This is a genomic window from Pseudoxanthomonas sacheonensis (genome assembly GCF_031455975.1).
In the GTDB taxonomy this organism is placed as follows: Bacteria; Pseudomonadota; Gammaproteobacteria; order Xanthomonadales; family Xanthomonadaceae; genus Pseudoxanthomonas_A; species Pseudoxanthomonas_A sacheonensis_A.
Genome location: NZ_JAVDTT010000001.1, coordinates 1,272,841 through 1,295,705 on the forward strand (window position 1 = coordinate 1,272,841; position 22,865 = coordinate 1,295,705).

A 22,865-nucleotide genomic window follows, 5' to 3' on the forward strand; every position below is an offset into this window, starting at 1 on the left:
GTGGATCAGTGGGGAGAGTCGCTGGCTCCAGTATCTACTGGAGCCAGGAGAAAGGAACCAGTAGAGCCGCGCAGCGTATCAGCAGCGTATCAATAGTGCGGCGGCGGCGGTTCGTCCGCGGCATCGGCGTACAACTCGGTGCGGACCTTGCGCAGATCGGACAGCATGCTGCGCATCAGCTCGGAAGTGCGGTTGCCTTCGGCACGCGCGTCGGCGAGCGCTTCGCTCAGCTCTCCCAGCGCGTGTTCCTGGAAGGCAAGCCGGGTTTCCAGCTCGATCAGGCGTTGTTCCAGCGCCGGATCCAGCGCTTTCGGATCACTCTGCACGCACGGATCTCCCCCGGCCGATGCCGTAATACGCCAGGCCCGCGGCCTCGACGTCGACGGGCTCGTAAAGGTTGCGGCCGTCGAAAACGACCGCATCGCCCAGCGCCGCTCGCAACCGCGCGAAATCCGGGCTGCGGAACTGCTTCCATTCGGTGACCACTACCAGCGCGTCGGCGCCTTGCACTGCCGCCGTGGCCGAGTCGCAAAGCACCAGATCATCGCGCTGGCCGAAGATGCGACGGGCTTCATGGGAGGCCTCCGGGTCGTAGGCGCGGACCAGCGCGCCGGCTTGCCACAACTGCTCCAGCAGGCGGCGGCTGGAAGCTGCGCGCATGTCGTCGGTGTTGGGTTTGAAGGAAAGCCCCCAGACCGCGAAAGTCTTGCCGCGCACGCCTTCGTCCTCGCCCAGGTCGTAGTGGCGCTGGATCAGTTCGAACAAATGGCCTTTCTGAGATTCGTTGACCGCTTCCACCGCGTTGAGCAGGCGTGCGTCGTAATGATGTTGTTGCGCGGTCCGTGCCAGCGCCTGCACATCCTTCGGAAAGCACGAGCCGCCGTAGCCCGCGCCGGGATAGATGAAATGCCAGCCGATGCGCGGATCGGAGCCGATTCCATGGCGCACATGCTCGATATCGGCACCGACGCGTTCGGCGATGTTGGCGATCTCGTTCATGAAACTGATCTTGGTCGCCAGCATGGCGTTGGCCGCGTACTTGGTCAGCTCCGCCGAACGCACATCCATCACCACGATGCGGTCGTGGTTGCGGTTGAACGGCGCGTACAGGCGCTTCATCTTGTCGACCGCCCGTGCGCCATCGGCGCCGATCACGATGCGGTCGGGGCGCATGCAATCTTTGACGGCATCGCCTTCCTTGAGGAATTCGGGGTTGGAAACCACGTCGAAGGCCACTTCGGCGCCGCGCGCCTGCAATTCCGAGGCGATGGCGGCGCGTACTTTATCGGCAGTTCCCACCGGAACGGTGGATTTGTTGACCACCAGCGCCGGCCTGTCGATGTGCTGGCCGATGGTGCGCGCCACCTTGAGCACGTACTGCAGATCGGCGCTGCCGTCTTCGTCCGGCGGTGTGCCCACCGCGATGAAGACCACTTCGCCGTGGGCGATGGCCAGGGCGGCGTCGGTGGTGAAATCCAGCCGGCCGGCCGCATAGTTGGCTTTCACCATCGGCTGCAGGCCCGGCTCGAAAATCGGCACCACGCCCTGCTTCAGGCCTTGCACCTTGTCTGCGTCGATATCGACGCAGATCACATCATGGCCTACTTCCGCGAGACAAGTGCCGGTGACAAGACCGACATAACCGGTTCCAAAAATCGCTATCCGCATGGGGGACTCACTGACTCAGTAAAAGGACTACTGCAGGATACCCATCAGTTCGACATCAAATGTCAGCGTTGCGTCAGGACCGATCGGGCCCTGGCCGCCATTGGGGCCGTACGCCAGGCCGGATGGAATCCAAAAACGGTACTTGGCGCCCACCGGCATCAGCGAAACGCCTTCGGTCCAGCCCGCGATGACCTGGTTCAGGCCGAACTCGGCCGGCTGACCGCGCTGGTAGGAACTGTCGAAGACGGTGCCATTGAGCAGCTTGCCCTCGTAGTTGACCCGCACGCGGCTTTGCGGTGTGGGACGCGCGCCGCTGCCCTGACGCAACACCATGTACTGCAGGCCGGACGGCGTGGTGATGACGCCCTTCTCGTTCTTGTTCTTGGTCAGGAAAGCGGCCCCTTCCGCGCGGTTCTTCTGACCGGCGGTGCTTTGCTTCTTGGTCATGTAGGCCTGCATGGTGGCCTGCGCTTCCTGTTCGGTCATCAGCAACGCGCTCTTGGCCAGCGAGCTGCGCACCGCTTGGATCAGCACCGGCAGATCGATTTCGTCCTTCAGCGGCGCCAGCGACGGGCCCACGGCGAAGCTGCCCAGCATCAGACCCACTTTATCCTTGGCCACTGCCGGCGGCTGCGAGCCCGGCGGCATGCCGGGAACGGGCGCGCCCTGCTTCACCGCTAGGTTCATGCGCAGCGCTTCGTCGGTCGCCTTGGCTTCGGCCTCGGTAATCAGCGGCTGCCCGCCGGCGAAGACATTGCCGACAGCGCGTTCGAACGCGGCGATGTCGATGTATTCGGCGACAGGTTGGAAAGACCTGCCCACGTCCATGCCCACCGCGTAGCTGACCTTATCCTTCTCCGTCACCAGCGCGGCCTTGCCGCCCTTTTCCACGGTCTGTGCCGACAAGTTGCCTCCCATCATTGCCAAAGTCGCCGCCATCAATGCGGCTACGCCGCGCATCGCCCGCTTCATTGCTAACTCCTGGAAAAAAATTTGGAACCCACGCCCATATCCGGCGCAATGCGAATATTGTCGCATGCACGGCGACGATGACGCGGGGCTTATTTGCTGGGGCGCTTGGCCTTCAGTTCGCGTTCTATCGCAGCCACCAGCGCCGCGTCGTCCGGCTTGACTTTGCTTGGGAAGTTCGCCACCACCGTGCCGTCGCGTGCGATCAGGTATTTGTGGAAATTCCAGCCGGGCGACACGCCGGTCGCTTTCTCCAGTTCCCGATACAGCGGTGTCGTTTCCTCGCCCTTGACGTGCACTTTTTCGAACATCGGGAACTTCACCCCGTAGGTAAGCGTGCAGAACTCCTTGATCTGCGCCTCCTCGCCCGGCTCCTGGCCCTTGAAGTCGTTGGAAGGAAAGCCCAGAACGGTGAAACCGCGTGCCGAATACTTCCGCTGCAATGCCTCCAGACCTTCGTATTGAGGGGTGAAACCGCACTTGCTTGCGGTATTGACCACCAAGATGACGTCGCCGCCATAGGCTTCCTTCAGGTTCACGGCGGTTTTCCCGGCCAGCGCCCGGTAGTTCTGGTCCAGTAAATCCTGGGCGAATGCAGTCTGCCCCACCGCCAAGAATCCAATAAAAATAAACGTTTTCAATGCCTTAGACATTATAAGAACACCTGGAAGGAAGCCGGAGCGCAGTATGCCTTTAGTTGGGTAACAAAGTTGACATGACCTATTGACGCGCCGTGATTAGGTGTTATAGTTCAATACAACACCACTCACCCAACGCAGCGGGGGTCCCATGAACCACAAACTGTTCACCACACTGTCCAGCCTCTCCATCAGCACCGCGCTGTTGGCCGTGGGGCTGATGGCAAACGGCGAGGCTAGCCGCCTTCCGGCGCATGCCAATGACAATCTGGCCAATGACAGCCCGCTGGTCGAATCCATCGAAACCGGCGCCGTGCAGGCGACCGAAGAAGTGGTGGCCCCGGTTGAGCGCAAACACCGTCGCAGCCGCTCCTCGCTGTCGATGCCCTATTTCTCCTTCGCTCAATCACTGCGCCCGCGGGGCTGAACCATGATGACTCTGACTTCAATCCAGTGGAGCGACGGCGCTCCCATTTACCGCCAGCTGAAGGATCGCGTGATCGCGATGATGCTGGACGGTGTACTCAAGCCGGGTGACGCCCTGCCCTCGGTCCGCCAAGTGGCGGCCGAGTACCAGCTGAACCCGATCACCGTCTCGCGCGCCTATCAGGAACTGGCGGACGAGGCACTCGTCGAAAAACGTAGAGGACTGGGGATGTTTGTCACCGACGAAGCCGCGAAGAAACTGCTCGTTAGCGAGCGCGAACGATTCCTGCACGACGAATGGCCGGCGGTCGCCGAGCGCATCAACCGTTTGGGCCTGTCCACCGAAGAACTGCTGCGCCAGGGGGGTGCCAAATGAGCGCTGTCGCCAACACAGTGATCACCGCGCGCAACCTGCGCAAGGCATATCGCAACAAGCTGGCCTTGAACGACACCAGCTTCCAGATCGAAGCCGGCAAGATCATCGGCCTGATCGGCCCCAACGGCGCCGGCAAGACCACTGCGCTCAAGGCGATCCTGGGGCTGGTGCCCTTCGATGGCGACCTGAAAGTGTTGGGGCTGGATCCTCGCAAGCAGCGCGACGAACTGATGAACGAGGTGTGTTTCATCGCCGACGTCGCCGTGCTGCCGCGCTGGATCAAGGTCAAGGAAGCCATCGATTTCGTCGACGGCATCCACCCCCGCTTCGACCGCGCCAAGTGCGAGCGCTTCATCGCCAATACCCAGCTCAACCCCAACCTGCGCGTTCGCGAGATGTCCAAGGGCATGATCGTGCAGTTGCACCTGGCGCTGGTGATGGCCATCGACGCCAAGCTGCTGGTACTGGACGAGCCGACCCTGGGCCTGGACATCCTGTACCGCAAGCAGTTCTACCAGCGTTTGCTGGAGGATTACTTCGACGAACAGAAGACCATCATCATCACCACCCACCAGGTGGAAGAGATCGAGAACATCCTCACCGACGTGATGTTCATCCGCGACGGCAGGATCGTACTGACTTCGCCGATGGACGAAGTCGCGGACCGCTACACAGAAGTGCTGGCATCGGCCGAACACGTCGACGCAGCCCGCGCCCTGAAGCCCATCGACGAACGCGCCCTGCCCTTCGGCAAGACCGTGATGCTCTTCGACGGCGTACCCCGGCAACAACTCGCCGCTCTGGGCGAAACGCGCAACCCCGGTCTGGCCGACCTGTTCGTGGCCATCATGAAAGGAACCTACGCATGAACGCCCCCGCCACTACGAGCATGACCACGCACAAAACCAACAATTTCAAGTGGCTGTTGAAGCGCGAATACTGGGAAAACCGCGGTGGTTTCTTGTGGGCGCCGGTGATCACCGGCGCTATCGTCTCCTTCCTCTACCTGCTGATGGCCATCATCGGCAGCATCGCCGGACGCAGGTCGGCGGGAGCCGACGGGTTCGTCATCAACGGCTCGCATGAGGAAGTCGCCAAAGCCATCGGCGCGTTCGGCGACGGGGTGCTGCTGGCGGGTGTGCTGCTGGCCCTGGTCGTGCTGGCCTTCGTGGTCTTCTTCTACGCGCTGGGTTCGCTGTACGACGACCGCCGCGATCGCAGCGTGCTGTTCTGGAAATCGCTGCCGGTTTCGGACACGCGCATGGTGCTTTCCAAGGCGGCATGGGCCCTGTTGCTGGCGCCTATCGTGGCCGTGGCCGTCGGCATCCTGATCGGTGTGGTCTTGTGGATCATTTCGGCGCTGACCCTGACCGTTAATGGCCTGGGTGCGGGCACCGCAGTGTTCACCGATTCGCATCCGCTGCGCATCATCGGCGGCGTGCTGGGTTCGTTGCCCGTCTACATCATGTGGGCCCTGCCCACGGTGGGCTGGCTGATGTTGTGCTCGGCATGGGCGCGCAGCAAGCCGTTCCTGTGGGCCGTACTGCTGCCGGTGCTGGGTTGCGTCATCGCCAGCATGACCTCGATCCTGCCGGGCATCGACGTCCGCCACGATCTGGTCTGGTACACCCTGGTCTACCGTGGTCTGCTGAGCGTCGTGCCTGGCGCCTGGTACCCCACTCTGGAGCATGGCGCCATCGACCCCAACGTCCACATCGATACGCCAGACCAGTTGGCCAGCGCCGTCGACCTGACCACCAGCTGGCAGGCCTTCGCCACCGCGGACATCTGGATCGGCGTGGTGTTCGGAGTCGCCTGCATCATCGGCGCCATCTACCTGCGTCGCTGGCGCGAACTGGCCGATTGATCGGCGTCCGGACTCGATTGCACCACTAAAGCGTGGCAACAGGCTGGATCCTCACGGACCAGCCTGGCGACAAATTCCTGCACTGGTTTGAACTGGAGTTCCCTATGCGCAAGCTATCCCTGTTGACCCTGTTGTTGCTGGCGCCGGTTTCGGCTTTCGCGGCGGCACCGGAATGCAAGCACTCGCAGCCCCGCGATCTCAAATTGGACCTGACCGGCGTGAAGGCGGTGGTCTTCGATATCGCCAACAACGACCTGACCATCGACGCCTCGGCCGGTGCCAAGGCCGAACTAGGCGGCAAGGCCTGCGCTTCCAGCGAGGACTACCTGCAACAACTCAAACTGACTCAGCACAAGGCGGGGGACAAGTTGTACGTCACCGCCCGGCGGGAAGGCGCTTTCGGCGGTATCTCCTTCGGCAACAATTACGCCTACCTGAAACTCGCCGGAACGCTGCCCGACAACATCACGGTGCAGCTGAAAGTGGGTTCGGGCGATGCCGTGGTCACCGGCGCCTCGTTGCTCAGCGCCGACGTCGGTTCGGGCGACGTGGAAGCCCGGCACATCCGTGGCCTGGTGGCGGCAACGGTCGGCTCCGGCGATATCACTCTGGAAGACATCGGTTCGCTGCATGTCATTTCGGTCAGTTCCGGCGATCTTTCGGCCAAAAAGGTGCACGGACCCGCCAAAGTCGGCAGCATCAGCTCGGGAGACTTCGAGCTGAAAGGCGCATCAGGTGATGTCGAAATCGGTTCGGTCGGCTCCGGCGACGCCACGGTCAGCGACGTTTCCGGCAGTGTGAGGGTGGCTTCACTGGGATCGGGCGACGTCGACGTGCAGGACATTCGCGGCGACCTCTCCGTCCAGTCGAAAGGCAGCGGCTCGGTGAACCACAATCGCATCGACGGCCGCGTCAGCGTGCCGAGCGACAACTGACTCCTATCCAAGAGACCCTCATGAAGATCATGCATTCTTCGTTGCTCGTACTTGCCCTGGCCGCATTGATCGCCGGTTGCCAGCCTGGCACGCATGTCTCCACCGACAACGGCAATGTCACCAGCAACGGCAAGGTCATCACCTTGCGCGCCAACGGACAGCCCGACGCCAAAATTTCCGCCGACGGCGAGTTGACCATCGACGGCAAGGCGGTCGCGGTGAACCCTGCCCAGCGTGCGCTGCTGCAGAGCTACCTCAAGGAGATGAATGCGATGACCGCCGACGGCATCGCCATCGGCAAACAAGGCGCCGCACTGGCGGGCACTGCGGTCAGCGAAGCCATCAAGGGCGCGATCAACGGCGATGGCGACCAGATCGACGCCAAAATAGAAGCCGAAGCCGAGAAAATCGAGCAACAGGCGATGCGGCTATGCCAGCGCTTGGTGACCATCAAGGTTTCCCAGGACGCGCTCGCCGACCAGCTTCCCGCATTCAAGCCTTATGCCACCATCGACGCGTCGGACGTCGATGATTGCGGATCTAAACAAAAGGTCAGCTACCGCGCAGGCAATGAGGCCACAGCGGTCAAAGGCGACGAAGCGGCCGCCGAACCCGGCGATGCGGCTGCCCAGGCGGATGCCGCTGCTGCTGACGGCCAGACACAGAAACGCTGATATCTGGTTGCCGGTCAATTGGAGACGAAATTTCTTCGTCATCCCAGCGAAAGCTGGGATCCATTTTGCTTTTGCTTTATGCGCCAAGTCGAAGATCAAGATGGATCCCAGCTTTCGCTGGGATGACGAGCTTTGTATAGGTCTGAAATGTGGAGGGCTGAATCAAAATTGCTCTATCCCGCGCCGCCGCCCGGCTTGCCGTGGATGCCGCCCTTGGCCAGCAGCGCCGGGTCCAGCAGCGCTTTCAGCGTCTTCTCCGGAAGCCCGGTGACCTCCATCGCCACCTCCAGCACCGGGCGGTTCTGCTTGTAGGCCTGCTTGGCGATGGCCGCGCCTTTTTCGTAACCGATCACCGGGTTCAGCGCAGTGACCAGGATCGGGTTGCGGTCCAACGCTTCCCGTATATGCGCCTGGCGCACACCGAGTCCGGCAATGGCCGAATCGGCCAGCAAGCGCGACACATTGCTTAGCAGGTTGATCGAATCCAGCAGGTTGGCGGCGATCAGCGGCAGGGTCACGTTCAATTGGAAATTGCCGGTCTGCCCGGCCACGGTAATCGCGGTGTGGTGGCCGATGACCTGCGCGCACACCATCACCGTGGCTTCCGGGATCACCGGATTGACCTTGCCCGGCATGATCGAACTGCCCGGCTGCAAGGTGGGCAGCTCGATTTCGCCCAGGCCCGCCAGCGGTCCGGAATTCATCCAGCGCAAGTCGTTGGAAATCTTGATCAGGGCCACCGCAAGCGCGCTCAGTTGGCCGGAGAGTTCCACCGCGTCGTCCTGCGCGGCCAGGCCCTCGAACTTGTTGGCCGCCGATTCGAAGCGGGACTTCGTCATCGTCGACAGCGCGCGTGCCACCCTGGCGCCGAAGCGCGGGTCGGCGTTGATGCCGGTGCCGATCGCGGTTCCTCCCAAGGGCAGGCGCCGCAGGCGCTTCAGGCTGTCCTGCAGGCGGTCCTCCGCCGATTTCAACTGCGCCGACCAGGCCGAGAACTCCTGCTGGAAAGTCAGCGGCATCGCATCCATCAGATGCGTGCGGCCGGTCTTCACCACTTTGGCCAGCGACCTGCCGCGACGATCGATGGTCTGGCGCAGATGCTTCAACGCCGGCAGCAGGTTCTCCACCACCGCGAGCTGCGCCGACACGCGGATCGCCGTGGGGATCACGTCGTTGGAGCTCTGGCCCAGATTGACATGGTCGTTGGCGTGGACTTTGGCTTTGCCCGCTGCCGAGGCCAGATTGGCAATGACCTCATTGGCATTCATGTTGGACGACGTGCCGGAGCCGGTCTGATAGATATCGATCGGGAAATGCGCGTCGTACTCGCCGGACGCGACCTGCAGCGACGCCGCCCTGACCGCCTTGGCCACGCCTTTCGGCAACAATCCCAGGCCGACATTGACGTTGGCGGACGCGGCCTTGATCAGGCCCAGCGCACGGATGAAACCGCGCGGTATCGGTCGGCCGGAAATGGGGAAGTTCTGCACGGCGCGCTGGGTCTGCGCGCCCCACAGCGCCTCGGCGGGCACGCGTAGCTCGCCCATGCTGTCGTGTTCGGTACGAAAGGAAGCACTCATGACGGTCTCCGCTACCAGATATCTTTCGATCGTCATTCCCGCGAAGGCGGGAACCCAGCGACTTTCGTACAGATGGCGATATCTTCACGGAAGACACTGGGTTCCCGCCTTCGCGGGAATGACGAAAATCGGTTTTCTGAAGGATACGCCCGCAACGTTTAGAATGTCGGCCCCACTGCCTCAACCTTGCCTACATGTCCGACTCCGCCCTGCTAGCCCTGTCACCGCTCGATGGCCGCTACGCCGGCAAGGTCGACGCCCTGCGTCCGATCTTCTCCGAATACGGATTGATCAAGGCCCGGGTCAAGGTGGAAGTCGAATGGCTGCTGGCGCTGGCCGACGCCCCGGGCATCGTCGAGCTGCCGCCCTTCAGCGCGGCCGCGAGCCAGCGCCTGCGCTCGCTGGCGGCCGCTTTCTCCACCAACGATGCGGCGCGGGTCAAGGAAATCGAGCGCACCACCAACCATGACGTCAAGGCGGTGGAATATTTCATCAAGGAACAGCTCAAGGACGATGCCGAGCTGGGCCCGGCGCTGGAATTCGTCCATTTCGCCTGCACCAGCGAAGACATCAACAATCTGAGCTATGCGCTGATGCTGGAGCAGGCGCGCAGCGAAGTGCTGTTGCCGGCGCTGGACAAGGTTGCGGCGCTCCTGCGTTCGCTGGCCCATGCCCAGGCCGCGCAGCCGATGTTGTCGCGCACCCATGGACAGACCGCATCGCCGACCACGCTGGGCAAGGAAATCGCCAACGTGGTCGCCCGCCTGGAGCGCCAACGTAGGCAGATAGCCGGGGTGGAGCTGACCGGCAAGATCAATGGTGCGGTCGGCAACTACAACGCCCACGTGATCGCCTACCCGGAGGTCGACTGGCCGGCATTCGCGCAGTCCTTCATCGAAAAACTGGGCATCGTCTTCAACCCCTACACCACCCAGATCGAGCCGCACGACAACGTGGCCGAGATCGGCGACGCCGCCCGCCGCGCCAACATCGTCCTGATCGACCTGGCACGCGATATCTGGGGCTATATCTCGCTCGGTTATTTCAAACAGACCCTCAAGGAAGGCGAAGTCGGCTCCAGCACGATGCCGCACAAGGTCAATCCGATCGACTTCGAGAATGCGGAAGGCAACTTCGGCCTGGCCAACGCCTTGTTCGAACACTTCAGCGCTAAGCTGCCGATCAGCCGCTGGCAGCGCGACCTCACCGATTCCACCGTCCTGCGCGCGCTTGGCACCGCCTTCGGCCATACGCTGGTCGCGCTGGATTCGCTGGCCAAGGGCCTGGGCAAGCTGACCGTGGCGCCGGAACGCCTGGATGCCGATCTCGATGCCGCCTGGGAAGTCCTGGCCGAAGCGGTGCAGACGGTCATGCGCCGACATGGGTTGCCCAACCCCTATGAGCAACTGAAGGCGCTCACTCGCGGGCAAGGCATCACCGAGCGGTCGATGCGGGAATTCATCGGTTCGTTGGAATTGCCTGCGGATGCGAAGCAGCGGTTGCTCGATCTGACTCCGGGAAGTTACATCGGTCTTGCCGACTCCCTGGCCCGCAAAATATAAGCGACGTCATCCCAGCGAACGCTGGGATGACGAGTGAATGATGAAAATCGAGATTGCCGAAACCGAATCCCAGGGCGTGGTCGAGATCGTCGGCCCCGACGTGGACGCCCTGCTCCACTTCTATCTCTCGATGGGCTTCGAACTGGAACGCCGCAGCGGCGAATTCGCGGTGGTTCATTGGCAGGGCACGCGGCTGTTCCTGGCGGGCAACCCGGACGCGCAGATCACCGAATGCTGGCGTAGCCTGCGGATCATGGTCGACGACGTGGACGCGCTATGGCGCAAGGCGAACGGTCTGCAGCTGAAGATCGGCAATCCGATCGCGGATCGTGCTTACGGGCTCCGCGATTTCGTAATGGTGGATCCCGCCGGCTTCGGCCTCCGCTTCGCCCAGGTGATCCCCGCATGAAGCAGCTGATCAATATCGATGTCCCTGACCTTGACGCAGCCGAGGCTTTCTACAGCGAAGCATTCGGGTTGCATGGGGGCCGTCGCCTCGGCAGCGAAGTGCTGGAGATGCTCGGCGGCACAGCGCCGCTTTATCTGCTGCAGAAAGCCTCCGGCAGCATCGGTGCCGGCGACGACGCTCGCAAGTACGGACGCCACTGGATGCCCTTGCATATCGATATCGTGGTCGACGACCTCGAACCCGCGCTCGCCCGCGCACTGGAGGCAGGCGCGCTGCAGGAAGGCGACATCCGCGAAGCCAACTGGGGACGCATCGTGCAGATCGCCGACCCCTTCGGGCACGGATGGTGCTTGCTGCAATTCTTGGGCCGCGGCTACGACGAAATAACGACATGAGGATTTTGCGCTTGCGATACGGATTATCCCTTTTCCTCCTGGCTTTGATCGCTTCCGGCGCCCATGCCGAATCCCTTCCTGAGGTTCCCGCCCCTGCGGACACGAAGGCCTGCGCGACCGATGCGGATTGGAACGAACCTGCACAGCCGCGGCGCATCTACGGCAATACTTGGTATGTCGGTACCTGCGGTATCTCAGCGATCCTGATCACTTCGCCCGAAGGCCATATGCTTATCGACGGCGCCACCGAAAAGGCGGCGCCGCTGATCGAGAAAAACATCCGCACGCTCGGCTTCGATCTCAAGGACATCCGTTACATACTCAATTCGCACGAACACCTGGACCACGCGGGCGGCATTGCCCAACTGCAGCGCGACAGCGGCGCGACCGTCGTGGCCCGCGGCCCGGCCGCCGCCATTCTCGAACGAGGAAAAAGCGACCGCAGCGATCCCCAATATCTGTCTGTCGATCCCTTTCCGCCGGTCGCGTCCGTGCGCCGCATCGTCGATGGCGAAACCCTCGCACTGGGTTCCCTATCGCTGACAGCGCATGCCACTCCAGGCCACACCCAGGGGAGCACCAGCTGGACCTGGAAGTCCTGCGAGTCCGATCGCTGTCTCGGCATCGTCTATGCCGACAGCCTGAGCGCGTTCTCCGACAAGGTCTACCGCTACAGCGACGAAGCGCGGCATCCCGGCGTACTGGCGGCGTTCCGTAAAACCCTCGTCACCGTCGCCGAACTTCCCTGCGATATTCTGATCACCCCGCATCCCGACGCCAGTAACCTGTGGTCGCGCCTGGGACCGCAAGCCACCGCGCCGCTGATCGACCCGGCTGCCTGTCGCCGCTACTCCGCCACCGCCAGCCGCAACCTGGACGCCAGAATCACCAAGGAAAGCGCAGGATCGCCCCCATGATCGAAGTCGACGCCAGCAAGAACCAACCGCTCGGTATGCCGGCCAAAACCTTCCTGCGGGATTACTGGCAAAAGAAGCCGCTGCTGATCCGCAATGCGTTTCCAGGTTTCGTGTCGCCGATCGAACCCGAAGATCTGGCCGGTCTGGCCTGCGAGGAACTGGCGTTATCGCGCATCGTCGCGCACGACCGCGAGCGCGATGTCTGGACCTTGCGCACCGGGCCTTTTACTGAGGAAGAATTCCCTAGCATGCCCGACCACGACTGGACCCTGCTGGTGCAGGATGTGGATAAGTGGGATGTGGACGTGCGTGGAATCCTGGACCATTTCGACTTCCTGCCGCGCTGGCGCATCGACGATGTGATGGTGAGTTTCGCCGCCACCGGCGGTTCGGTCGGTGCGCATGTGGACCAATACGACGTGTTCCTCCTGCAGGCGCAGGGACAGCGGCGCTGGCAGATCGACGCGGGACCCAATCCGCCCACCGACTTCCGCGACGACGTCGAGCTGAAGCTGCTCCGTGAATTCAGCCCGAGCCACGACTGGATACTCGAACCCGGCGACATGCTCTATCTGCCGCCTGGAGTGCCGCACCACGGTGTGGCGGTGAATCCTTGCCTGACTTTCTCGGTCGGCATGCGCGCGCCTTCCTCCGCGGAACTGGTAAGCGATTACCTGGACAACCTGATCGCCGAGGCTGACGAGTCCATGCGCTATCACGACCCGGACCTCGCGCCACCGAAAGACCCCAACGAAATCGATGCCGCGGCGATGGCACGCGCGGTGGAGGCGCTGAACACCCTGCGCCTCAACGACCCGGACAAGCTGGGCGACTGGTTCGGGCGGTTCATCACTACCTACCGCGCAGGCGGCGAAGTGGTTGCTGGCGGCGATTCGCGTTCGCGGATAGAGATCGAATGGGATCTGCAACAGGGCGCACTATTGCAGCGCCATCCCTTCTCGCGACTGGCCTGGCGCAAAAGCGGCCGCATGGCCACGCTTTTCTGCAGCGGCCTGGAGTTCAGGCTGCCCGTCAAGGATGCGCAGCAACTCGCGGCCGCCGAAGCATTGGACTGCGCTGCTTACGCCAGCCTGTCCGACGCAGGCCGCGACGTGGCCATGGATCTTTATTCGCAGGGGCATTACCAGCTGCTGTTGGATGAGGAAAACGAATGAGCGCTCGCGCATTCCACGTAGAACCCATCGACTACGCCAGCGGGTTGGCCGAACTGCGTGCGGTGCGCGAAACCGTGTTCGTGCAGGAACAACAGGTGCCCATCGCCGAGGAATGGGACGCGCTGGATCCGCTGTGCCGGCATGTGATCGCCCGCGACGAGGCGGGCCGGCCCATCGGCACCGGCCGGCTCACACCGGAACACAAAATCGGGCGCATGGCGGTGCTCGGCGACTGGCGTGGCCTGGGCGTCGGCGATGCGATGCTGGCGGCGTTGATGGCGGAAGCCCGCAAGCTCGGATGGCCGGCGGTTTCGCTCAACGCGCAGGTGTCGGCCGAGACGTTCTACGCACGCCAGGGGTTCATTCCCTACGGGGAGCGTTTTTGGGAAGCGGGCATCGAGCACCAGTCCATGCGCCGCGCGCTGCACGGCCCCACGGCGGTCGAGAATGCGGCCGGGGCTATCGCAGCGGTGGTCGCCGTCGTCTCGCATGCACGTCGTACCTTGCGGATCTACAGCCGCGAACTGGACCCGGGCCTGCTCGACAACAGCAGCGTGCTGGAAGCGCTGCGCCGGTTCTCGACCGGCAAACGCGGTGGCGAAGTGCAGGTCCTGCTGCAGGATGCGGCCACCCCACAGCGCACGCTGGCGCCCTTGTTGTCCCTGAGCCAGCGTCTGCCCAGCGTGTTCGCCTTCCGCGAGGTGCGCGAGCCCGTCGACAAAGCCTATGCCTCGGCCTTCATCGCCAACGACATGGGGGGCTATTACTTCCGCACGTTGGGCCACCGTTTCGATGGCGAAGCCGATCTGCAGGGCGCAGGCCGCGCACGGCAATTGTGTGACGAGTTCGGCCGATTTTGGGAACGTTCGCGGCCCTGCACCGAATTCCGGGCCCTGGGCATCTGATGGCCCCTGTCCCGGCCGCTGTCCCCGCGCCGTCCCGGGAGCCATCGATCCCGCGCACGATCTGCGCCTTTAGTCCTAGACGCTTACGCGCCCCTGTCACCATGCGCGTATAATTTCCGCGTATTCATATAGCCCGCACGGGTGGCATCTGCACCCGTCGGTAACCCCCAGGCCGGATACCGGCCCAGCCCGACAAAGCCAACCTACGCCATCGTGGACAACCTCCTGAAGCAGTTTGCGCAATCCTCGCAACTCGGTGGCGGCAACGCCTCCTTCATCGAAGACCTATACGAGCAGTACCTGGTCTCTCCAGATAGCGTCGGTCCCAAGTGGAAGACCTACTTCGACGGCTTCAAGGGCCGCGAGGCCGGCGATGTGCCGCATTCGGCCATCATCTCCCAGATCACCGAAGCCGCCCGCCACGCCGCCAACAACGGCTACGCCAGCGCTCCAGCCGGGGCCACCGGCGCCGGCGACGAGCGTGAACGCAACGTCGGCCGTCTGATCACCTCTTACCGCTCGCGCGGCCATCTGGCCGCCAATCTGGACCCGCTGGGATTGACCCCGCGCCAGGACTCGCCGGACCTGGAACTGGCATTCCACAATCTGTCCGACCGCGATCTGGACACCGAATTCAGCACCGGCGGCGTCGCCGGCCAGCCGCGCATGAAGCTGCGCGACCTGCTGGCGCGGCTCAAGGCCACCTACGCCGGCTCCATCGGCACCGAATTCATGTACATCACCGACGTCGAGCAGCGCCAATGGCTGTATCAGCGCCTGGAGGCGGCCGGCGGCAATTACGGTCTGGATGTCGAAGCTCAGCGCCGCACCCTGGAGCGCGTGACCGCGGCCGAGGGTCTGGAGCGCTATCTGCATACCAAGTACGTCGGCCAGAAGCGCTTCTCGCTGGAAGGCGGCGACGCGCTGATCCCGCTGCTGGACCTGACCATTCGCCGCGCCGGTACCGACGGGGTCAAGGACATCGTGCTGGGCATGGCCCACCGCGGCCGCCTCAACGTGCTGGTCAACACCTTGGGCAAATCGCCCCGCAAGCTGTTCGACGAGTTCGAAGGCAAGTTCGAGCATCTCGAGGACGACCGCGCCCATACCGGCGACGTGAAGTACCACATGGGCTTCAGCGCCGACATCGCCACCCCGGGCAATCCGGTGCATCTGGCGCTGGCCTTCAATCCTTCCCACCTTGAAATCGTCGACCCCGTGGTCGCCGGCAGCGTGCGCTCGCGGCAGGAACGCCGCGGCGACAACGAGCGCAAGGCGGTCTTGCCGGTGATCATTCATGGCGACGCCGCCTTCGCCGGCCAGGGCGTGGTGATGGAGCTGTTCCAGATGTCGCAGGCGCGCGGTTTCGCGGTCGGCGGCACCCTGCATATCGTCATCAACAACCAGATCGGCTTCACCACCAGCGCACGCGACGACGCCCGTTCCACGCTGTATTGCACGGATGTGGCCAAGATGGTCGGCGCGCCGGTGCTGCATGTGAATGGCGACGATCCGGAAGCGGTCGTGTTCTGCGCGAACCTGGCCTACGAATTCCGCCAGGCGTTCAAGAAGGACGTGGTCATCGATCTGGTCTGCTACCGCCGCTGGGGCCATAACGAGGCCGACGAACCGGCGGCGACCCAGCCGCTGATGTACCAGGTGATCCGCGCGCACAAGACCACGCGCGAACTCTATGCCGCGCAGCTCGAAGAGAAAGGCGTGATCGCTGCGGGCGAGGCGCAGGCGCTGGTCGACAGCTACCGCAACAAGCTCGACTCCGGCGAAGTCACCACCGAGCTGGCCAAGCCCAAACCCGACGAGCTCGCGATCGACTGGTCGAAATACCTGTCCGGCAAGGTCACCGATCCGGTCGACACCAAGGTCAAGCGCAAGACGCTGGACCAGCTGGCCAAGATCGTCAACACCATTCCCGCGGGCGTGACCCTGCATCCGCGCGTGGCCAAGATCTACGAAGACCGCGTGAAGATGACCAAGGGCGAGCTGCCGGGCGACTGGGGCTTCGCCGAGAACCTGGCCTACGCCACCCTGCTTTCCGAAGGCCATCGCCTGCGCCTGGTCGGTCAGGACGCCGGACGCGGCACCTTCTTCCACCGCCACGCCATCCTGCACGACCAGAAGACCGACAGCTATTACCTGCCGTTGCGCCAGTTGGTCGACAACCCGGAAGACGCCACCATCATCGACTCGCTGCTCAGCGAAGAAGCGGTGATGGCGTTCGAGTACGGCTACTCCACCACCGATCCCAACACGCTCGACATCTGGGAAGCGCAATTCGGCGATTTCGCCAATGGCGCGCAAGTGGTGATCGATCAGTTCATCGCCGCCGGCGAGGCCAAATGGAGCCGCATCAGCGGCCTGACCCTGCTGCTGCCGCACGGCTACGAAGGCCAGGGCCCGGAGCACAGTTCCGCGCGTCTGGAGCGCTTCCTGCAGCTGTGCGCGCTGGAAAACATGCTGGTCTGCGTACCCACCACGCCGGCCCAGTGTTTCCATATGATCCGCCGCCAGCTGCGCATGACCACGCGCAAACCGCTGATCGTGATGACGCCCAAATCGCTGCTCCGCCACAAGCTGGCGGTGTCGTCGCTGGACGAGCTGGCCAACGGCGAATTCCAGCACCTGATTCCGGACGCTGCCGCGAATGCGAAGAAGGTCAAGCGCGTGGTGCTGTGCTCGGGCAAGGTCTACTACGACTTGCTGGAAGACCAGCAAAAGCGCGGCCAGGAGAACGTGGCGATCCTGCGTATCGAGCAGTTGTATCCGTTCCCGCGCGAACTGCTGGCCGCCGAACTCAAGCGCTACACCGGCGCCACGGAAGTCGTGTGGTGCCAGGAAGAACCGCAAAACCAAGGCGCGTGGTACCAGATACGACACCACTTGAAGGCTTGCACCACCGACAAGCAGGAACTGTATTACGCGGGCCGTGCGCGTTCGCCCTCGCCGGCCGCCGGTCATTTCGCCCAGCACGTAGAGGAACAGCTGAAGCTGGTCGCCGACGCGCTGGTCAACGAGTTCGGCAACGTCATCGTCGCCGAATAATTCCATTCGAAATAATTCCATTCGAATTGCACCCATCCAAACAGGAAGCCTTTCCAACATGGCCACCGAAGTAAAAGTCCCGGTTCTTCCCGAATCCGTTTCCGATGCCACCATCGCCACCTGGCACAAGAAAGCCGGCGACGCGGTCAAGCGCGACGAGAACCTGGTGGACCTGGAGACCGACAAGGTCGTGTTGGAAGTGCCCTCGCCGGTCGATGGCGTGCTGAAGGAAATCAAGTTCGCCGAAGGCGCCACGGTGACCAGCCAGCAGTTGCTGGCGATCATCGAGGAAGGCGCCGCCGCAGCGGCCCCGAGCGCGGAAAAGAAGGCCGAGGCCGCACCGGCCGCTGGCGCGCAGGAAGTCCAACCTAAAGCCGAAGCCGCCAAGGCCGAAAAGGCTGCCCCCGCTTCCACCAAGCCGGCGCCCGTGGCTTCCACCGACGGCCTGCCGCCCGGCGCGCGCTTCACCGCTGTCACCGAAGGCATCGATCCGGCCAACGTCGAAGGCACCGGCCGCAAGGGCGCGGTGACCAAGGAAGACCTGATCAACTACGCCAGCGGCAAGACCGCCGGCGTTTCCGGCGGCGCCCGTCCGGAAGAGCGCGTACCGATGACACGCATCCGTACGCGTATCGCCGAGCGCCTGATGCAGTCCAAGAACTCCATCGCCATGCTCACCTCGTTCAACGAAGTGAACCTGGGCAAGGTCATGGCGATGCGCAAGGAGCTGGGCGAATCGTTCGAGAAGGCCAACGGCGTCAAGCTCGGTTTCATGAGCTTCTTCGCCAAGGCCGCGGCCAACGCGCTGCAGCGCCACCCCGTGGTCAATGCCTCGGTCGACGGCAACGACATCATCTATCACGGTTACGCCGATATCTCGATCGCCGTTTCCACCGACAAGGGCCTGGTCACGCCGGTGCTGCGCAACGTCGAACGCCAGAGCTTCGCCGACATCGAAAAAGGCATCGGCGAGTACGCCAAGAAGGCGCGCGACGGCAAGCTGGCCTTGGAAGACCTGCAGGGCGGCACCTTCACCATCACCAACGGCGGCACCTTCGGTTCGCTGATGTCCACGCCCATCGTCAACCCGCCGCAGAGCGCCATCCTGGGCATGCACGCCATCAAGGAACGCGCCATCGTCGAGAACGGCGTCGTCATCGCCGCGCCGATGATGTACATCGCCCTGTCCTACGACCACCGCATCATCGACGGCAAGGACGCGGTGCTGTTCCTGGTCGACATCAAGAACCAACTTGAGAATCCCAGCCGCATGCTGCTTGGGATGTGATGCTTCAAGCCCCTCTCCCACCGGGAGAGGGGTTGGGGTGAGGGTACGGCGGAGTAGCGCCGATGACCCAAGAAGGTAGCGATCGGCCCCTTTTAATCCCCTGCTAGCGGCACCATTTCTATTCCGCCGTACCCTCATCCGCCCTACGGGCACCTTCTCCCAAAAGGGAGAAGGGAAAGGCAAAGGAAAATCCGAACATGGCAGAACAATTCGACGTCGTCGTCATAGGCTCCGGCCCCGCCGGTTACCACGCCGCCATCCGCGCCGCGCAGCTGGGCCTGAAAACCGCCTGCATCGACGCCGCGCTGGGCAAGGACGGCAAGCCCGCCCTGGGCGGCACCTGCCTGCGTGTCGGTTGTATTCCGTCCAAGGCGCTACTGGATTCCTCGCGCCAGTTCTGGAACCTGCAGCATCTGTTCGCCGACCACGGCATCACCGCCAAGGATGCCAAGATCGATGTCGGCACCATGATCGGCCGCAAGGACAAGATCGTGAAGCAATTCACCGGCGGCATCGCCCTCTTGTTCAAGGCCAACAAGATCACGCCCTACTACGGCTTCGGCCAGCTGCAACCCGGCAACATCGTCAAGGTGAAGCAGCACGACGGCACCGAAATCGAGTTGAAGGGAACCAACGTGGTGATCGCCGCGGGTTCGGATTCGATCGAGCTGCCGTTCGCCAAGTTCGACAACGAATACATCGTCGACAATGTCGGCGCGCTCGATTTCACCAGCGTGCCCAAGCGCCTGGCGGTGATCGGCGCCGGCGTGATAGGCCTGGAGCTGGGCAGCGTGTGGAAGCGCCTGGGCGCTGACGTCACCATCCTGGAAGCGCTGCCGGACTTCCTGCCGGCCGCCGATGCCGAAGTTTCGAAGACGGCCGCGAAGGAATTCAAGAAGCAAGGCCTGGACATCCGCCTCGGCGCCAAGGTCAGCAAGACCGAAGTTAAGAAGAAAGAGGTGCATGTGACCTACACCGACGCCGAAGGCGAGAAGACCCTCGTCGTCGACCGCCTGCTGGTGGCCGTGGGCCGCAAGGCCGCCTCGAAAGGCCTGCTGGCCGAAGGCACCGGGGTGAAGCTCAACGAACGCGGCCAGGTGGAAGTGGACGAACACTGCCACACCGGTGTCGACGGCGTTTGGGCCGTGGGCGACTGCGTGCGCGGCCCGATGCTGGCCCATAAGGGTTTCGAGGAAGGCATTGCGGTGGCCGAACTGATCGCCGGCCTGCCCGGCCACGTCAATCTCGACACGGTTCCGTGGGTGATCTACACCGAGCCGGAAATCGCATGGGTCGGCAAGACCGAACAGCAGCTCAAGGCCGAAGGCATTCCTTACAAGACCGGCAGTTTCCCGTTCGCCGCCTTGGGCCGCGCGGTGGCGATGGGCGAGCCGGCGGGCTTCGTCAAAGTCATCGCGCACGAGGAAACCGATCGCATCCTGGGCATGCACCTGGTGGGAGTCGGCGTATCGGAACTGGTGCACGAAGGCGTGCTGGCCATGGAGTTCAGCGGCTCGGCCGACGATCTGGCCCGTATCTGCCACGCACACCCGACCCTGTCCGAAGCCGTGCACGATGCGGCGATGTCGGTGGCCAAGCGATCGATCCATAAAGTCAATTGATCTCTCGTCCTTCTCCCTCCGGGAGAAGGTGCCCGCAGGGCGGATGAGGGCATGGGCTGTCGGCATTAGTGTCAGCTTCATGGCGCGTCATTCCCCCTCCCTCATCCGGCGCTGCGCGCCACCTTCTCCCGGTGGGAGAAGGAAGCAAGAGCAATCATGAAATCGATTTGCGTCTATTGCGGCTCAAACGCCGGCAGCAAGATCATCTATTCCGAGCGCGCCGCAGCTTTGGGCGATCGCATCGCCAAGGAAGGGCTTCGTCTGATCTATGGCGGCGGCAACGTCGGTCTGATGGGCGTGGTCGCAAACGCGGTGCTGGAGGCCGGCGGCCAGGTCACCGGGGTGATTCCCCAGCAGCTCGCCGATTGGGAAGTCGCGCACCGCGGCCTGACCGAACTGGAAATCGTCGGCTCGATGCACGAACGCAAGGCGCGCATGTTCGATCTCGCCGACGGCTTCGTCACCCTGCCCGGCGGCTTCGGCACCATGGAAGAGATCTTCGAGATGCTGACCTGGCGCCAGTTGGGCATCGGCAACAAGCCATGCGCCTTCCTGGACGTGGACGGCTTCTATGCGCCGCTGATCGGCATGATCGATCGGATGGTCGAGGAGCGCTTCCTGCACGCGGAACAACGTCAGGACCTGTGGCACGGCGAGGACATCGCCGCGATGCTGCAGTGGATGCGCGATTACCAGCCAGCGCAGGCTTCGAAATGGATCGACGAGAAGAGGCGGACCGCATTGCGGTGAGTGGAGCCGCATGCGATACCAGCAAATTAGATGCTCAAAACATTCTTACCGATGTCATCCCAGCGAAAGCTGGGATCCATCTTGATCTTCGCGGGAGTCCGGTCAATCGCGTGACTCGACCGAATGAATGTGAATCGCCACGCCAAGATCAAAGTCAAAATGGATTCCAGCGTTCGCTGGAATGACGATTCATTATTTCTGTGCAACTACAGGCTAAGGACAGCCAAATGCAACGAGAACGCATTCCCTGCGTCTATATCCTAGCCAGTGCACCGCGAGGCACTCTGTACGTCGGCGTCACTTCCAACCTCCCCACCCGCATCTGGCAGCACAAGAACGACCAGGTGGATGGCTTCAGCAAGAAGTACCGGATACATACTTTGGTCTGGTATGAGGTGCATGGGGTCATGGAATCTGCAATCCTGCGCGAGAAGGCGATCAAAGCCTGGAAGCGTCTCTGGAAAATTGAGCTGGTAGAGAAGTCGAATCCAGATTGGCGCGATCTTTATTCCGAAATACTTTGAATCGGTTCAGAACAAGATCAAGATGGATCCCAGCTTCCGCTGGGATGACGAGGACTTTTCATGACCATCCCCAGCAGTTTCCCCGCCTTCCGCATCCACAGCGACGACGCCGGCTACCGCGCCGGCATCGAATCGATATCGCTGGACGATCTCAATCCCGGCGAAGTCGTCATCAAGACCGCCTACTCCTCGGTCAACTTCAAGGACGCGCTCGCCGGTACCGGCGAAGGCAAGATCCTGCGCAAGTTCCCGTTGGTGGGCGGCATCGATGTCGCCGGCCATGTGGTGGCCAGTACCGACTCTGCTTTCAAGGAAGGCGATGCGGTACTGGTTACCGGATCCGGATTGAGCGAAACCCGCGACGGCGGCTACGCCGCCTATGCGCGCCTTGAGTCGAAGTGGGTCATCCCCCTGCCTGCGGGCCTGAGCCTGCGCGAGAGCATGATTCTGGGCACGGCCGGCTTCACCGCCGCACTGGCGCTCTACCGGATACTGGACAACCGGCAGACGCCCGCATTAGGGCCGTTGGCCGTGACCGGTGCCACTGGCGGCGTGGGGTCTCTGGCGGTCGATATCTTCACCAGTGCCGGTTTCGAGGTGCATGCCATCAGCGGCAAGGCCGACCAGGCGGACTATCTGAGGTCGCTGGGCGCCACGCAGGTGCTGGGACGCGACGCGCTGGCCACCACCCGTCCGATGGAATCGATGCGCTTCGGAGGCGGCCTGGACAACGTGGGTGGCAGCATGCTGACCAGCCTGCTGGCACAGACGGCTCCCTACGGCAACGTGGCCTCCGCCGGGCTGGTCGCCAGCCACGAACTGCCCACCACAGTCATGCCTTTCATTATCCGCGGCGTCTCGTTGCTGGGCGTGGCCTCGGCCGGAACCGCCCGCAACCTACGCGACGATATCTGGCGGCATCTGGCCGACGACTGGAAACCGAGACGCCTGGAAGCCATTTGCACGCGGGAAACGACGCTAAACGGCCTTCCTGAGGTCTTCAATGGCATGCTGTCGGGCAAATCCTTCGGCCGCACCCTGGTCAAAATCGGCTAAACGCGAACCCGGTCACGCCGGGCGGACACCCCCCATTTTCCGTTGACACAAAGTCACACTACAATCGGC

The 22,865-nt window shown here is 62.9% G+C and carries 23 protein-coding genes; 18 read left to right on the forward strand and 5 right to left on the reverse strand.

Annotated elements, in window-relative coordinates:
• Positions 1-89: 89 nt before the first annotated feature.
• The 4 genes from J2W94_RS05700 to J2W94_RS05715 form a co-directional block, all read right to left on the reverse strand.
• On the reverse strand, positions 90-326 hold the full coding sequence (locus J2W94_RS05700) for a SlyX family protein (protein WP_310090955.1): 237 nt from the start codon (positions 324-326) through the stop codon (positions 90-92).
• Complete coding sequence (locus tag J2W94_RS05705; protein ID WP_310090956.1) at positions 316-1,668, reverse strand: UDP-glucose dehydrogenase family protein; 1,353 nt, start codon at positions 1,666-1,668, stop codon at positions 316-318. Before J2W94_RS05705 ends, J2W94_RS05700 begins: the two co-directional genes overlap by 11 nt.
• Before the next feature lie 27 nt (positions 1,669-1,695).
• A complete protein-coding gene (locus J2W94_RS05710) occupies positions 1,696-2,640 on the reverse strand; it encodes an FKBP-type peptidyl-prolyl cis-trans isomerase N-terminal domain-containing protein (RefSeq protein ID WP_430540549.1) in 945 nt (314 codons plus the stop codon).
• 89 nt (positions 2,641-2,729) lie between these two features.
• Positions 2,730-3,293, reverse strand: coding sequence for a glutathione peroxidase (locus J2W94_RS05715; RefSeq protein ID WP_430540567.1), 564 nt, complete (start codon positions 3,291-3,293; stop codon positions 2,730-2,732).
• 133 nt (positions 3,294-3,426) lie between these two features.
• Here J2W94_RS05715 and J2W94_RS05720 point away from each other — a divergent pair, with 133 nt between their 5' ends.
• The 6 genes from J2W94_RS05720 (at position 3,427) to J2W94_RS05745 (ending at position 7,553) form a co-directional block, all read left to right on the forward strand.
• Positions 3,427-3,702 (forward strand): hypothetical protein, encoded by a 276-nt coding sequence (locus J2W94_RS05720; protein ID WP_310090961.1) that lies wholly within the window; start codon positions 3,427-3,429, stop codon positions 3,700-3,702.
• A 12-nt stretch (positions 3,703-3,714) separates the two neighbouring features.
• Complete coding sequence (locus J2W94_RS05725) at positions 3,715-4,077, forward strand: GntR family transcriptional regulator (protein WP_310091597.1); 363 nt, start codon at positions 3,715-3,717, stop codon at positions 4,075-4,077.
• Positions 4,074-4,946 carry an ABC transporter ATP-binding protein gene (locus J2W94_RS05730; RefSeq protein WP_310090963.1) on the forward strand — a complete coding sequence of 291 codons (873 nt, stop codon included), beginning with the start codon at positions 4,074-4,076 and terminating at the stop codon, positions 4,944-4,946. Before J2W94_RS05725 ends, J2W94_RS05730 begins: the two co-directional genes overlap by 4 nt.
• Entirely contained in the window at positions 4,943-5,944 is a 1,002-nt protein-coding gene (locus J2W94_RS05735; protein ID WP_310090965.1) for an ABC transporter permease, read from the forward strand. Before J2W94_RS05730 ends, J2W94_RS05735 begins: the two co-directional genes overlap by 4 nt.
• Before the next feature lie 104 nt (positions 5,945-6,048).
• Complete coding sequence (locus J2W94_RS05740; RefSeq protein WP_310090967.1) at positions 6,049-6,879, forward strand: DUF4097 family beta strand repeat-containing protein; 831 nt, start codon at positions 6,049-6,051, stop codon at positions 6,877-6,879.
• A 20-nt stretch (positions 6,880-6,899) separates the two neighbouring features.
• Positions 6,900-7,553 (forward strand): DUF2884 family protein, encoded by a 654-nt coding sequence (locus tag J2W94_RS05745; RefSeq protein WP_310090969.1) that lies wholly within the window; start codon positions 6,900-6,902, stop codon positions 7,551-7,553.
• A gap of 173 nt (positions 7,554-7,726) precedes the next feature.
• Here J2W94_RS05745 and J2W94_RS05750 read toward each other — a convergent pair whose 3' ends face one another.
• Complete coding sequence (locus tag J2W94_RS05750) at positions 7,727-9,133, reverse strand: class II fumarate hydratase (protein ID WP_310090971.1); 1,407 nt, start codon at positions 9,131-9,133, stop codon at positions 7,727-7,729.
• Between the two features lie 194 nt (positions 9,134-9,327).
• Between J2W94_RS05750 and purB the strand changes: the two genes are divergently transcribed.
• The 12 genes from purB (at position 9,328) to J2W94_RS05810 (ending at position 22,796) form a co-directional block, all read left to right on the forward strand.
• Positions 9,328-10,695: an adenylosuccinate lyase gene (purB, locus tag J2W94_RS05755; RefSeq protein ID WP_310090973.1), complete on the forward strand. Its 1,368-nt coding sequence runs from the start codon at positions 9,328-9,330 to the stop codon at positions 10,693-10,695.
• Between the two features lie 40 nt (positions 10,696-10,735).
• Entirely contained in the window at positions 10,736-11,104 is a 369-nt protein-coding gene (locus tag J2W94_RS05760) for a VOC family protein (protein ID WP_310090975.1), read from the forward strand.
• Entirely contained in the window at positions 11,101-11,499 is a 399-nt protein-coding gene (locus J2W94_RS05765) for a VOC family protein (RefSeq protein WP_310090977.1), read from the forward strand. Before J2W94_RS05760 ends, J2W94_RS05765 begins: the two co-directional genes overlap by 4 nt.
• On the forward strand, positions 11,496-12,416 hold the full coding sequence (gene bla, locus J2W94_RS05770) for a subclass B3 metallo-beta-lactamase (RefSeq protein ID WP_310090978.1): 921 nt from the start codon (positions 11,496-11,498) through the stop codon (positions 12,414-12,416). Before J2W94_RS05765 ends, bla begins: the two co-directional genes overlap by 4 nt.
• Entirely contained in the window at positions 12,413-13,591 is a 1,179-nt protein-coding gene (locus J2W94_RS05775; RefSeq protein WP_310090980.1) for a cupin domain-containing protein, read from the forward strand. Before bla ends, J2W94_RS05775 begins: the two co-directional genes overlap by 4 nt.
• Complete coding sequence (locus J2W94_RS05780; protein ID WP_310090982.1) at positions 13,588-14,496, forward strand: GNAT family N-acetyltransferase; 909 nt, start codon at positions 13,588-13,590, stop codon at positions 14,494-14,496. Before J2W94_RS05775 ends, J2W94_RS05780 begins: the two co-directional genes overlap by 4 nt.
• 213 nt (positions 14,497-14,709) lie before the next feature.
• Entirely contained in the window at positions 14,710-17,556 is a 2,847-nt protein-coding gene (locus tag J2W94_RS05785; protein WP_310090984.1) for a 2-oxoglutarate dehydrogenase E1 component, read from the forward strand.
• 58 nt (positions 17,557-17,614) lie between these two features.
• Positions 17,615-18,844 (forward strand): dihydrolipoyllysine-residue succinyltransferase, encoded by a 1,230-nt coding sequence (gene sucB, locus J2W94_RS05790; protein ID WP_310090986.1) that lies wholly within the window; start codon positions 17,615-17,617, stop codon positions 18,842-18,844.
• Positions 18,845-19,041: 197 nt separating this feature from the next.
• A complete protein-coding gene (lpdA, locus tag J2W94_RS05795; protein ID WP_310090988.1) occupies positions 19,042-20,466 on the forward strand; it encodes a dihydrolipoyl dehydrogenase in 1,425 nt (474 codons plus the stop codon).
• A 156-nt stretch (positions 20,467-20,622) separates the two neighbouring features.
• The gene (locus J2W94_RS05800) at positions 20,623-21,216 is read left to right on the forward strand and encodes a TIGR00730 family Rossman fold protein (protein WP_310090990.1); all 594 of its coding nucleotides are present in this window, start codon (positions 20,623-20,625) and stop codon (positions 21,214-21,216) included.
• Between the two features lie 227 nt (positions 21,217-21,443).
• On the forward strand, positions 21,444-21,740 hold the full coding sequence (locus tag J2W94_RS05805; RefSeq protein WP_310090992.1) for a GIY-YIG nuclease family protein: 297 nt from the start codon (positions 21,444-21,446) through the stop codon (positions 21,738-21,740).
• A gap of 60 nt (positions 21,741-21,800) precedes the next feature.
• Positions 21,801-22,796, forward strand: a complete 996-nt coding sequence (locus J2W94_RS05810; RefSeq protein WP_310090994.1) for a YhdH/YhfP family quinone oxidoreductase — start codon at positions 21,801-21,803, stop codon at positions 22,794-22,796.
• Positions 22,797-22,865: the final 69 nt, after the last annotated feature.